The organism is Micromonospora sp. AMSO1212t, assembly GCF_008868145.1.
Taxonomy (GTDB): Bacteria; Actinomycetota; Actinomycetes; order Mycobacteriales; family Micromonosporaceae; genus Micromonospora; species Micromonospora tulbaghiae.
Window position 1 is genome coordinate 1 of sequence record NZ_WBKS01000149.1, and the last position, 13418, is coordinate 13418.

General features: G+C 75.5%; 7 protein-coding genes and 1 pseudogene. 5 read left to right on the forward strand and 3 right to left on the reverse strand.

Annotated elements, in window-relative coordinates:
* The 5 genes and pseudogenes from F8279_RS26195 to F8279_RS26215 form a co-directional block, all read left to right on the forward strand.
* A pseudogene (locus tag F8279_RS26195) lies at window positions 1-1692 on the forward strand (hypothetical protein); the annotation flags it as partial.
* Between the two features lie 4 nt (window positions 1693-1696).
* A complete protein-coding gene (locus tag F8279_RS26200; RefSeq protein ID WP_225853416.1) occupies window positions 1697-4984 on the forward strand; it encodes a right-handed parallel beta-helix repeat-containing protein in 3288 nt (1095 codons plus the stop codon).
* A 32-nt stretch (window positions 4985-5016) separates the two neighbouring features.
* Window positions 5017-5337, forward strand: a complete 321-nt coding sequence (locus F8279_RS26205; RefSeq protein ID WP_151501351.1) for a YbaB/EbfC family nucleoid-associated protein — start codon at window positions 5017-5019, stop codon at window positions 5335-5337.
* 119 nt (window positions 5338-5456) lie between these two features.
* A complete protein-coding gene (locus tag F8279_RS26210) occupies window positions 5457-6092 on the forward strand; it encodes a response regulator transcription factor (RefSeq protein ID WP_175438660.1) in 636 nt (211 codons plus the stop codon).
* Window position 6093: 1 nt separating this feature from the next.
* Window positions 6094-8568: a hypothetical protein gene (locus F8279_RS26215; RefSeq protein ID WP_151501352.1), complete on the forward strand. Its 2475-nt coding sequence runs from the start codon at window positions 6094-6096 to the stop codon at window positions 8566-8568.
* Between the two features lie 4 nt (window positions 8569-8572).
* On the opposite strand, the gene F8279_RS26220 is transcribed toward F8279_RS26215, so the two are convergent.
* From F8279_RS26220 to F8279_RS26230, 3 genes are all read right to left on the reverse strand, one after another.
* Window positions 8573-10609: a BTAD domain-containing putative transcriptional regulator gene (locus tag F8279_RS26220; RefSeq protein ID WP_151501353.1), complete on the reverse strand. Its 2037-nt coding sequence runs from the start codon at window positions 10607-10609 to the stop codon at window positions 8573-8575.
* Complete coding sequence (locus F8279_RS26225; RefSeq protein WP_151501354.1) at window positions 10606-12798, reverse strand: BTAD domain-containing putative transcriptional regulator; 2193 nt, start codon at window positions 12796-12798, stop codon at window positions 10606-10608. The genes F8279_RS26220 and F8279_RS26225 overlap by 4 nt, the downstream gene beginning before the upstream one ends.
* A 286-nt stretch (window positions 12799-13084) precedes the next feature.
* The coding region (locus F8279_RS26230; RefSeq protein WP_192580776.1) for a cellulose binding domain-containing protein at window positions 13085-13418 on the reverse strand (334 nt) is incomplete at its 5' end.

Sequence of the window (13418 nt, forward strand, 5' to 3'; positions counted from 1 at the left end):
CTCGGCCCGGGCCAGCGCGGAACCGATCGTCGGATAGGAACCCGGCTTCCGGTCGCGCCTGCACTGCCGCCGCCCCCGGTCGCGCCGCTCGGGTCCGAGTTGCCGGCTCCGCCCGCGGTGCCGTTCGTGTCCGCGCTCCCGGACCCGCCGGCAGCGCCGCTCGCCTCCGAGCGGCCGGCTCCGCCCGCGGTGCCGCTTCCGACAGCGCCGTCGGTCGGGTCCGAACTGCCGCCTCCGCCGGCGGTGCCGCTCCCGGCGGCGCCACCGGTCACGGCCGACCTGCCCGAGCCGCCCATGGTGCCGGTCGTGTCCGAGCTGCCGGCTCCGCCCGCGGTGCCACTTCCGGCAGCGCCGCCGGTTGCCCCCGTGGTGGTGGCCGCCCCCACGCCGCCGGTTGCCCACGGCGAGCCGGTCGCGCACGCCGTGCCGGCCACCGCTGCCGGACCGGACGTCCCCGTCGTGCCGGTCGCACCCGTGCAGCCGGTCACGCCCGTCGCACCGGCGGCACCGGCCGGGCCTGTCGCCGTCGGGCCGGTGGTCGCCGCCGACCCGGGGAGCGGGCCCTCGGCGGCACCTGTCGAGGACGCCGCACCGGACCCGTACCCCGCGCCGCCCACCATGCCGGCGGGCTTCGGCGAGCCGGCGCCGCCGACGATGCCCGCCGGTTTCGGCCAGGCGCTCGCGACCCCGCCGGTGGCGGCCGGGCCGGTGGCGCCGGTCGCGGCCCCGCCGTCGACAGCCGTCGACCTGCCTTCCTCCCCGTCCGCCGGGGCCGGCCCGGCGGACGCCGCCGGGCCCGCGAAGACCGCCGAGCCGACCGGGCCGGCCGCGCAGGCCGAACCGGCGGAGGACGCCGAGCCGTCCGAGGTGGCCGCCGAGGCGCGGATGCAGCCGGTGCCCTCGGCCGGGGCGGGCGCGCTGCTGTCGGAGAAGAAGGGGCTCGCCGACGAGCGGGCCTGGCTGCGCCGCACGCTCAGCCGCGAGTTCGACGTGATGGCCAGCTCGGTGTCCCGGATCATGTCGGAGCACCCGGGCATGCAGGGCTCCGGCGTGTCCACCGAGGACGTGCTCGCCGACTCGGTCGCGCTGCGGCTCTACCTGACCGGCCGGGGACCGGGCGTCGACGCCGGGCTGCGGTCCGGCCGCAAGGGACCGCACGTGCCGTTCGCGCGTTGCGTGGTCGCCGGGGTCTCCCGGATGCCGTCGTTCCGGGGCACCACCGTCTACCGGCTGTCGCCGACCGACGGTGAATGGGCGCTCTACCAGGACCGGCGGCTGGTCACCGACTGGAGCTTCGTCAACGCGCTGACCCAGCCGTGCGCGTCCGAGGACGGCGACACCGACGTGCTGATCTGGTCGATGACCGCCCGCCGGACCAGCCTGCTGGAACCGGAGGGGGACGAGCACGTCGAGGACCGGGTGCTGTTCCTGCCCGGTACGAACTTCAAGGTGCTGGACCTGCGCCGGCCCTCGGCCGGCGAGCGCGGCGCGGTCATGCTGCGGGAGATCGGCGCCAACGAGATCGACGACACCGGCCGGGTCGACTCCAACCGGGTGTCGCTGGACGAGCTGGCGATCACGTCGCTGCGGCGCAGCGTGGACCGGTGGGCCACGGCCGAGCCCCGGGTACGCATCGGAGCGGCGGCCCGCGGGCGCCTGCGGGTGCTGCCCGGGCTGGACCGGAAGGGATGACGCGGTGAGTCGGCAGGTTCTTGTGGTGGGCGACCGGAAGCCGGGTTCCTATCCGACGATCGGTTCCGCGCTGGCCCGGGCCGAGCCCGGCGCCACGATCGACGTCCACCCCGGCCGGTACGTCGAGAAGCTCGTGGTCGGCGACCGGGTGACGATCAGCGCCGCCCAGCCCGGCACCGTCGAGGTGCACGTGGAGGAGGGCAGCGTCCTCGTCGTGCGCGGCGAGGGCGCCCAGCTGCGCGGCATCACGCTCAGCAGCGCCGACACCACGCTGGCGGCGGTCGACGTGTACGCGGGCGAGGTGGCGCTCGACGACTGCCGGGTCAGCGGCGCCTCCTGGGTGACGCTGCTGGCCCGCATGCAGGGCACCGTCGCGCTGCGCGGCTGCGACCTGACCAGCTCGGCGGGCGCGGGCGTGGTGGTGATGTCGGCCGGGTCGAGCACGATCGAGGACACCGATGTCCACGACGTCGCCACGAGCAGCGTGGTGGTGGGGGAGCAGAGCGCCCTGACGCTGCGCCGCTGCCGCCTGCGCACAGCGGGCGCGAACAGCGTGTGCGCCGGCGGCGACGCCCGGCTCACGATCGAACAGTGCGAGATCACCGGGGCCGGCAAACCCGCCCTGGTGGTCGAGCAGCGCGCCTGGGCCCGTATCCGGGGCCTGTCGGTCACCGGCAGTGGCAACGTCGACGTCTTCGTCCGCGGCGAGGCGGACGTGCAGATCAGCGACTCGACGTTCACCGGCGCCGCCGTGCAGTCGGCGCACATCGCCGAGGGCGCGTCGCCGTCGTTCCGGAACTGCACGTTCGGCGGCGCCGGGCACACCGCGGTGCAGGTGCTCGGCGGCGGCCGGCCGACCTTCACCGACTGCACCGTCCAGGACGCGCCGGTGGGTGTCGCCGTCGACGGCGGCGCGCCGCGGTTCCTCGGGCTGACCGTGCGGGGCACCCGCGACAACGTCGCCGTGCTCACCGGTGAGTCGGCTGTCGTACTCCAGCGGCTGCGCGCCGAGATCACCACGGGCGGCGGGGTGCTGGTCCAGGACGGCGCCTCGCTGGAGGGCACCGATCTCGTGGTGGACGCGGGGGAGGCGACCGCGCTGGCGCTGACCGGACCCGCGCGGGGTGTGGTGCACGAGGCCCGCCTCACCGGTACCGGCGCGGCAGCCGTCCGGGTGGGCGCCGGCGCCGACCTGACGCTGCGCGCGGCCCTGCTGCGCGGCTCGGGCGTGCTGGCCGAGGGCGCGCTCCAGCTCGACGACAGCGAGATCGCCGGCGCGGTCCGCGACGGCCTGCGGGTCACCGGATCGGCGACCGTGACGCAGACCCGGGTGCGCGACGCCCGGGCCGACGGGATCGTCTTCGAGGCGGGCTCCCGGGGGTCGGTGAGCGACGGCGAGGTGCTCGGCAGCGGCGCGGCCGGCATCGGCGTGGACACCGTGGAGCCGGTCGCGCTCACCCGGTGCGTGGTGCGCGACAGCGGCGGCGACGACGTCCGGCGCGCGCCCGGCGCCACGGTGACCACCGAGGCGCTGACGGTGGGCCGCCCGCAGGCCACCCCGACGCCCGCCGGCCCGCCGGCCGCCGCGCCGGTCCAGGTCGCCGACGACGAGGGTACGGCGGCGGAGAGCGGCGCGGACGAGCTGAGCGAGCCGCTTCGCGAGTTGAACGGGCTGATCGGTCTGCGCGGGGTGAAGCAGGAGGTCACCGCGCTGATCAATCTGATCAAGATGTCGCAGGTCCGGCTCCAGATGGGCCTGCCGATGCCGCCGATGAGCCGGCACCTGGTCTTTGCCGGCCCGCCCGGCACCGGCAAGACCACCGTGGCCCGCCTCTACGGCTCGGTGCTCAAGGAACTGGGCATCCTGTCCAAGGGCCACATGGTCGAGGCGGCGCGGGCCGACCTGGTGGGCCAGTACATCGGCTCCACGGCGATCAAGACGACCGAGCTGGTCACCAAGGCGCTCGGCGGCGTGCTCTTCATCGACGAGGCGTACACGTTGTCCAGCGGGTCGGGCGGCTCCGGGCCGGACTTCGGCCAGGAGGCCATCGACGCGCTGATGAAGATGATGGAGGACCACCGCGACGAGCTGGTGGTGATCGTCGCGGGTTACTCCGAGCTGATGGAGCAGTTCCTCGCCTCCAACCCCGGTATGGCGTCCCGCTTCACCCGCACCGTCGAGTTCCCGAACTACTCCGTCGAGGAACTGGTCACCATCACCTCGAACCTGGTCAGCAAGCACTACTACGAGCTGACCGACGACGCCGTGGAGGCGCTCACCGCGTACTTCACCCGGGTGCCGAAGAACGCCACGTTCGGCAACGGCCGGGTGGCCCGCAAGCTGTTCGAGGCGCTGATCAACAACCAGGCGTCGCGTCTGGCCACCACGCCGCCCACGAAGGACAGCGAGCTCAACCGGCTCACCGCCGCCGACGTCGAACCCGAGCTGGCGCTGCTGGAGGACCTGCCGGTCGAGCAGGGCGAGCAACCCGACGCGGCGACCGACCCGACCGGCGCGATCAACGCGGCCCGCAGCTGGAAGCGGATCTGCGGACTGGTCGGCGGGCAGCGGGTCAAGGAGGCGGCCGGGCAGACGCTGCTGCAGCTCTGCGAGGGACGCAACCGCCGGCGCGGCCCCGGCCGCACCGGCAACGTGCTGCTCGGCGGCCGGGCCGGGAGCGGTCGCAGCGAGTACGCCCGGCTGTACGCGGCCTGCCTGTCGGAGCTGGGCCTGGTGCCGGTCGGTCAACTGGTGCGGGTGAGCACGAGCCGGGAGCTGGCGCCGCAGTGGCCCGGCCAGGCCGGGAGCCTGGTGGACGCGGTCCTCGACGACGCGGCCGGCGGCGTGCTGCAGCTCGACTACGTCGACGACTCCTCCGGCGTCGCGCCGGAGATCGCCGAGGCGCTGGTCGGCCGGATGCGCTCCCGGCTCGGTGATCCGGTGGTGGTGCTGACCGGCGAGGAGGCGGCCCTGGCGAGCCTGCGGGCCGCGGTGCCGGCGGTGAACGAGGTGTTCGGCCAGCAGTGGTCGGTGCCCGAGTTCAGCACCGACGAGCTGGCCGCTGTCGTGCTGCGGCACCTGGTGCGGCGGGGCCACGAGGTGCCAGACGACGTCCGGGCCGCACTGACCCAGATGGCCGGGCGGTTGCCCGAGCGCACCGTCCACGCCGCCCACCAGTTCTCGCTGGCGCTGACCCGGCGCACCGGCTCCCGTACCCTCGCGCTCGCCGACCTGGCCGCACCCGGCCCGGCGGTCGGCGAGCGGCTCGGCGGCCTGGCCGCCGTCGGCTGACCACCCACCCGTCCCGCACAGAAAGGCCCGGCATGCAGCCCGAGTCCACGCCGATCCCACCCTCGTTCCAGGAGTTCATGGAGAACGCGCAGCGTCTGGAGGACCAGATGCGCAACGCGCAGTCGGAGCTGGAGCGGGCGATCGTCACCGGCCGCTCGCAGGACGCCACGGTGGTCGTCATGGCCAGCGGCCTGGGCAAGGTCCAGGCCGTCCGGGTCGACCCCCGGGTGTACGAGCAGCGTGACGCAGCGTCGCTGCAGGCGGCGATCATGGAGGCGATCCAGGCCGCTGCCGCGAACGCCGGGAAGCTCGCGACGGAGAAGATGGGCCCTGTCGAAATCAATCTTCACTGACTGAAAAAAGTCTGACCAGGCCTTTTTGGCAGATCTTCACGGCTCGGTGCCATCGGGAAGGAGAGTGTGGAGATTTCCTGAAGGACTCTCCATGAGACTGTCAGCCCCTACTGACAGTGATGGAGATGGCTGTGGAGCAAGTTGCCGTCTTTGTGCACGCGCCCGACCCGCTGACCCACACCGGCCTGACCGCCCACCTCCGGTCGCGTTCCGACATCACGCTGCTGGACAGCGCGGACCGGACCCGGGCGCAGGTGCTCGTCGTCGCCGTGGAGCGGCTCACCACCGACGTGATCGCCATGCTGCGCCTCGCGGCGACCGAGATCGGCGCCCCGGTCGTCCTGGTCACCACGGAGGTCAGCGAGCAGGAGTTGCTGACCGCCGTGGAGTGCCGCGTCGTGGCTGTCCTGCCGCGCGCGGCGGTCACCGCCGAACGCCTCGTGCACAGTGTCCGGGCGGCCGCCTCCGGCGGCGGCGTGCTGCCTCCGAACCTGGTGGGTGAGCTGCTCAAGCACATCGAACGGCTCCAGCGCGACGTGCTCAACCCGAACGGGCTCAACGCCTCCGGCCTGACCGCGCGTGAGATCGACGTGCTGCGGCTGATGGCCGAGGGCTTCGACACCAACGAGATCGCCGACGAGCTGCGGTACTCCGAACGCACCGTGAAGAACGTCATCTACGGCCTCAACCACCGGCTGAAGCTGCGCAACCGCTCGCACGCGGTGGCCTACGCCCTGCGCTCCGGCATGATCTGAGGTGATCACGCGCCACACCGTCGGCAACGCCCTGGTGCTGCACGCCAGTGAGCGGATCAGCACGGAGGCCCGTACGGTCGCGCTGTCGGTGGACCGGGATCCCGACAACGACATCGTGATCCTGGACCTGCAACACGAACTGCCGTTCGACATCTGGGACACGGTCGCGACCGAGCTGCGCCGGCAGCGCCTGCGCCGGGGCATCCGGCTGGTGGTCTGCGGCGCTCGCCCGGAGACCGGGGCGCTCGCCGGCCAGTGGCTCTCCGACCGGCTGGGCCGGCCGGTGATCGCCCCGTTCGGGCGGATGATCCCGGGCGCGGCGGGGCTGCTCTTCGTGCACGCCACCGATCTCGGCGGGTGGGTCTGCTACCGGCGCGGCCACACGCCGGTCTGGCAGTCGAAGCGCTATCCCGTACCGGCCTGGGACGGCGCCGCCGTCGACCACCTGACGGTCAGCTCGACCTGCGCCGCCGAGCCACTGCCCGGCGGTGTGTGGCTCCGGGAGAGCCGCGACGAGGCGGCCGTCGCCGTACACGGAAGCCACCTGACCTCGACGATGCCGTGCCTGCCGGACGCGATGCCGGTCCTGGTGGGCTGCCCCGGGACGGCTCCGCTGCGTCTCGACGACATCGCCCGGTTCTGGCGCGGCCTGGCGCCCGAGGGCCGCGAGCACGCCCGCTTCGTCCAGTACGGCCCGGTCGCGCTGCCCGACGGCGAGCAGTTCGGGCAGGCGCTGGCCGACCTGTTGCGCTGCCCGGTACGCGTCTTCACCGGCGTGCCCACCGGCCGCCCGGACGGCCCGGTCATGTTCACTGTCGACGCCGACGGGCGGCCCGGCTGGCAGGTCTTCGCCGAGGAGCTGGCCTACCGTCCCCGGGAGACGCTGGGGGCGAAGGCGGTGACGCCGCGCATCCTGCGTCACCGCGCGCCGCCGGAACTCGGCGAGCCGGTCGGCCCGCGCGTCTACCAGTACGCGCACGACACGGTGGTCGAGGTGATCCCGTCCGGCCTCTGGCTGCGCGCCCCGGAGCCGCCCCGCCACGCCGACCGGATCCGCGCGGTCCCGATGGACCCGAACCGCGTCCGTCTGGTCGTGGACGACCCGGCACCGGCCGCGGCCGACCGCCACCGCGAACTGGCCGGTGACCTGGCGGCGCGGCTGGACCCGGCGACCCGTCGGCGCGCGGCGGTGCAGCCGTCCTCGGTCGTGGCGCCGGGACGCCCGGGGCTCTCGGCCCGCGGGATCGAGGCCGGGACGTACCGGCACACGACGGGTCACGCCGCCGACCTGCTTCCCGCGCCGCCGGTGCCGGCGCCCGTCCCGGAACCGGTGCCGGTCACCGTGGCCGGCCTGCCCGCGCCGCCGACCGACGAGGTGACGGCCGGCGGCGTGGCCGTTCCCGCCGTACCGCCGGACCCGGCCCCGCCGGACGGCGCCGGGCTTCACGGCGCCGGGCTTAACGGTGCCGGGCCGGAGGTGGCCGGGTTTCCGTGGGCGGGGCCGGACGTGGCCGGGCTTGACGGCGCCGGGCCGGGCGTCGCCGGGCTCGACGGGGCGGAACCAGACGTGGCCGGGCCGGACGTGGCCGGGCCGGACGTGGCCGGGCCGGACGCGGCGGTGCCCGACGTGGCCGGTCCGGTGCTCGGCGGCGGCGCGGGCTGGGCGACCAGCCCGACGATGACCCTGCCGGTGCACCGTCCCGCGCCGGTGCCCGTCCGCTTCCAGCGCACGCCCGGCGACGACGCGCGGGGCGTACGCCCGGGGCCCGACCTGGACGAGGAACGGGCCTGGTTCCGGCGCGCGTTCCGCCGGGAGATCGCCGCCGTCTCCGCCGACGTGGCGGGCGTGCTCGCCGCGCATCCGGCGCTCGCCGGCGGCGCCGACGCGGCGGAGTACGCCACAGCGGTCCGCCTCTACCTCTCCGCCGCGGGAGACGGCCTCGACCAGGCGCTGCGGTCCGCCGAGCCGGGCGGTCACGTGCCGTTCGCCAGGTGCGTGTCGGCGGGCGTACGCCGGCTCCCCGTGCACCGCGGCGTCGCGTACGCCGGCGCCGAGCTGACCACGGCGGAGCTGCGGCGGATCGCGCGGCGGCGGGTGCTCACCGACTGGGGGTTCACCAACGCGCTCGCCGAGCCGCCCGCCGACCTGCCGGGCACGGTCGAGGTGCTGATCTGGTCGGCCACCGCGCGGCGCACGGCGGCGTTCGAGACCGGCGACGGCGTCCCGGCCCGGGTCCTGTTCCTTCCCGGCACCGCGTTCACGGTGCTCCAGGTGCAGGAGCCGGAGGCCGGTGCCCCCGCCCGGCTGCTGTTGCGGGAACTGGCGGTGGAGGAGCCGCCGGTCGACGGGCGGGTACGCTTCGACGCCCTCGCCCTGGCCGCCCTGCGTCAGCACCTCGCGCGCCGGACCGGCCCGGGCACGCCGGTCCCGGTGGCTGCCGCACGCCGGTTCGTGGGCGTACCCGGGCTGCGCTGAGGCGCTACCGGTCGAGACTGTCGAGGAGGGCGGTGAGCGTCGCCCGCCGCGCCTGCGGGAGCCGGTGGCCCGCCAGGGCGCGGCGCAGCAGTTCGCGGGCCGGCTGCGGGGCCTGCCGGGACAGCTCGGCGCCGTGCGTGACCAGCCAGTCCACCAGCCACTCGTCCACCTCGGGCGGCCCGGCGAGCAGGTGGTCGGCGATCCGGGTGACGGGGCCGCGGTTGTCCGCGAGCGCCTGCGCCGCGTGCCGGTGCAGCGTCGGTCGCAGCGCGGCGGGGATGCTGCCCGCGAGCGCCCGCCGCAGCACCGGTTGCCGGAACGCCAGCTCGCTGCCCGCGTCCACGAGGACGTCGGCGGTGACCGCCTCCTCCAGGTCGGCCATCAGGTCGAAGGGCGTGCGCCCGGTGACCGCCGCGACCTCGGCGACGGCGAACGCGTCGCCGAGCAGGGCGGCGTAGCGCAGCGCCTCCCGGGCGCCGGGGGAGAGGTGGTCGAGGCTGGCCCGCACGGTGTCCAGAAGTGAGCGCGGCATCTCGTCGGCCCGCGCGTCGACCTCGGCGAGCCCGTCGACCACCCGTACCCCGTCCTCCGCCACGAGGCCGGTGACCAGTTCCCGGGCGTACAGCGGGTTGCCGGCGGCCAGCGGCGCCAGCGACCGCAGCGTGGCGCCGGGCGGCACGCCCACCGTGCGGCCGAAGATCTGCTCGATGTCCGACGGGGGCAGGGGAGTGAGCCGGATCAGGTGCCCGTCGCGGGTGCTCACCCCACGCCGCAGCCGGGCCAGGTCGCGGCGGCCGGGCTCGGGCCGGGCGGTCGCGACGAGCAGCAGCGGCAGCCACCGGGTCAGCGCGGCCAGCCGCTCCCAGGCCAGCAGGCTCGCCTCGTCGGCCCACTGGAGGTGGTCGACGGCCAGCACCAGTGGGCCCTCGGCGGTCAGCCGGCGGACGTGGTCGAGCACCCGGTCGGCGGCCGTCGCCGGGTCGTCGTGCGGCCCGTCCTCCAGCCGCAGCGCCCGGCGCATCGCATGCAGCGGGATCCGGCTGCTGAGTTCCTCGGCGCTGCCGCGCGCGACCCGGTGGCCCAGCGCCCGCGCCTCGTGCAGCGCCGCGTCGAGCAGCGCGGACTTGCCGATGCCCGGCTCGCCCTCGATCCACACGATCGCGCTGCGGCCCTCACCCACCGCGCCCAGCAGGCCACGCAGCAAGGACAGCTCCCGGTCGCGCCCGACCAGCCGACCCCGCCGCGGTACGGCCGGCGCGGCCACCGCTGCCGGCGTCACCGGTACGGCCGGTGCGGGCGGGGCCGGTTCGGCGAGGATCCGGCTCTGCAACTCGCGCAGGGCCGGGCCGGGCTCGACGCCGAGTTCGCCCACCAGCACCCGGCGTGCCGCGTGGAAGACGTCGAGCGCCTCGGTGCCCCGGCCGGCCCGGTGCAGCGCGCGCATCAGCAGCTCGTGGAACGGCTCGTGCAGCGGGTGGTCGCGGACCAGGGCGGTCAGGTCGGCGATCAGCGCGTCGTCGCCGCCGCCGGACAGCACCAGCCGGGCCCGGCGCTCCGCCGCGGCGATCCGCAGCTCGGTCAGGCGGTGCCGGTCGAGGTCGGCGAAGAGTCCGGTGACGTTCGCGTACGCCTCGCCCTGCCAGAGCGCGAGCGCCTCGTCGAGCAGGGCGACGGCCTGTCCGGGCCGCCCGGCGGCAGCAGGCGCCACGGCCGCCTCGCACAGCGCCTCGAACCGGTCGGCGTCCAGGGCGCCCGGTTCGAGGCGTAGCGTGTATCCGGTCCGGCCGGAGCGCAGCAGCCCTCCCGCCGGTCCCAGACTGCGCCGCAGGCCGGAGACGTAGGTGTAGATGTTGCCCGCGGCGGCGCTCGGCGCCGACTCGCCCCACAGCGCCCGGATCAGCTCGCCACGGGTGACCGGGCGGTTGGCGTTCGCGGCCAGCATCGCGAACAGGGCCCGCCGCCGGGCCGGTCCCAGGTCGATCTCGACCTCGCCGTTCCAGGCGCGTACCGGCCCCAGAACGGTGACACGCAGTCTCCTCACCGGTGTCCGACGACCGCCGGTCCGACGCTCGGGGACGGTCCGTCCAGGCCGGCGATCCGGCTCATCTCGGCGCGCGTCGCGGCGTCCCCGGTGTGCGCCGACACCCAGCCCGCCTCGGCCCCGGCGGGCAGCCCGCAGCGGTGCAGCACCCGGGCCAGTTCCGCGGTGAGCAGCTCGCGGGACGGCCCGGAGAGGCCGGGTGAGGCGACGGCGTGCCGCAGCACCGCGATCGCGGGCGCGGGGGCGACGGCGCTCAGCTGCGCGGCGTGCGTGGTCAGCCAGTCCTGCACCCACGCGTCGACCGGCACGGGCCCGGCCAGCAACTGGCCCGCGACGCGGCCCAGGTCGCCGCCGGCTTCGGCGAGCCGCTGGGCGAACTGCCTGTGCATCAGCACCCGCAGCGCGGTCGGGATCGCGCCGCGCAGGACCCGGCGGATGACCGGATGCCGGAACCGCAGGCGGCGCCCGTCCTCCACGAGGACCCCGGCGGCCAGCGCCTCCTCCACGGCCGGTACGAGTTGCGGCGCCGACCTGCCGGTGACCGCGGCCAGGTCGGCGACCAGGTAGTTGTTGCCGAGGAACGCGATCGCCCGCAGCAGTTGACGGGTGTCGTCGGCGAGCGGTTGCAGGTGCCGGGAGACCGCGTCGGTCAGTTCGGGTCCGGGCGTGTCGGCGGTCCGGCCGTCGCGGTCAGCGAGCACGAGATGCCGCAGGTAGTACGGGTTCCCGGCGGCGGCCGCGACGAACGAGCGGGTGGTGCCGGCGCCCGGGCCGGGCGGGCGGGACCAGTCGCGTACCAGCGCGGTCGCGGTGTCGTCGTCCAGCGGGCCGAGTTCGACGAGCGTGGTGCCGTCGCGGGGCAGCACCCGGCGCAGGAGCCGCACCTCGTATCCGGCCGGGACCGGGCGGGCGGCGGAGACGAGCAGCAGCGGCAACCGCGTGGTGAGCTTGTGCAGCGCGTGCCAGACCAGCAGCGACATGTCGTCGGCCCACTGGAGGTCGTCCAGGACCAGCAGCAGCGGCCGTTCGGCGCACCGCGCGACCACGAACCGCTGGACCGTGTCGATCACGGTCATGGTCGGTGGCGCCCCGCCGGAGCAGGCGTGCAGCGAGGCGGGCAGGCCGTCCGCGTCGTTGCCCAGGGAGAGGCACTCCAGCACGATGCTCAGCGGCATCCGGTACGCCAGCTCGTCGCCGACGGCCCAGCCGACCTGGGCGCCGAGCGGTGCCGCGCCGCTCAGTCCCTCGGCCAGCAGCGCCGACTTCCCGATGCCCGCCTCGCCGCTGATCCAGACGCTGCCGCCGCGTCCGTCCGCCAGGCCGGTGACCGCCGACCGCAGCCGGGCCAGCGCGGCGGAACGGCCCCGGAAGCCGGGGTGTCGCCGCGGGACCGGGCCGGGGCCGCGCTGCGGGGCGGTGGTCCCGCCCGACAGCTGGTCGTGGATCTGCCGGACGGCGGCGGCGGGTTCGGTGCCCGACTCCTCGACCAGCCGGTCCCGCAGCGTGGCGTAGAGGGCGAGCGCCTCGGCGGTACGGCCCTGCGCGGCCAGCGCCCGCATCGCCACCGCGTACAGGCTCTCCCGGGCCGGGTGGCGGCCGACGAGCGCGAGCAGGCGGTCGACGACCTCGGCGCCACGTCCGAGGCCCAGCATCAGCTCGGCCTGGCGTTCCACAGTGGTCAGGTACAGCTCGCCGAGCCGGATCCGGTGGCCGGCGGCCCGCGGTCCCGGTACGCCGACGAGCGCCTCGTCGCCCCGCCACTGCGCCAGCGCGGCGTCCAGCGCGGCCAGTTCGCCGGCGGTGTCCCCGGTGGCGCGGGGCGCGCGGCTGCGTTCGCGGAACCGCTCGAAGCGGTGCACGTCGACGGCGTCGGCGTCGAGGTGCAGCCGGTAGCTGCCGCCCTCGGAGGTGAGCACCCGGCCGGAGGACCACCTGTCGCGGTCCGGTTCGAGCATCCGGCGCAGGGCGGAGACGTACGTGTAGAGGTTGCCGGACGCGCTGGCCGGCGGGTGGTCACCCCAGACGGCGGTGATCAGTTCGTCCCGGGACAGGCCCCGCTCCGGGGTGAGCGCCAGCGCGCTGAAGACGGCCTGGCGCTGAGCCGAGCGTAGCGGCAGTTCCCGCCCGGCGTACGTGATCCGGAGATTGCCCAGCAAGCGGACGTCGAAGCCACTGCACTGTGCCGTCATGCCGTCCTCGTGGTGACCGGATACCTGACTCGGTGACAACCGTTCGGCGGAACCCTAGCCCAACCATCAACCATGTCAACTTCGTGTGGATGACGGGAAGGCTTACGGCACAGGACTTTCCGGTGCGTGCGGCGCTCGGCTCGGCCCCCCGCCGGTCGCGCTAGCAGGCAGTCTTCCCGGGCCCGGTCCGTACCGTCCATGACGGACCGGCGGCGGGCCGGCGTCGCGGCGAGACGATACTCACCTCGTCGGGGCCGGCGTCCGGCGCCGGCCCCGACGAGGTGGCTCAGCTCCCGGCGCAGGTGGCGGTGGCGCCGCCGCCGGTTCCGGTGCCCTGGAATCCGAAGGTGGTGGTCTGCCCCGCGCCCAGCTGTCCGTTGTAGCTCTGGTTGGCCACGGTGACGGTGCCGCTGGTGCCGCTGGGCACGCCGTTCCACAGCGAGCTGATCGCGGCGCCGCCCGGCAGCGTGAGCGTCACCCGCCAGCCGGTCAGCGCGGTGCTCCCGGCGGTGACTGTCACGTTGGCGACGAAGCCACCGTTCCACTGGTCCTGGACCACGTAGACGGCGGTGCAGGAGGCCCCGCCCGGCGGCGGCGTGGTGGGCGGCGGGGTCGTGGGT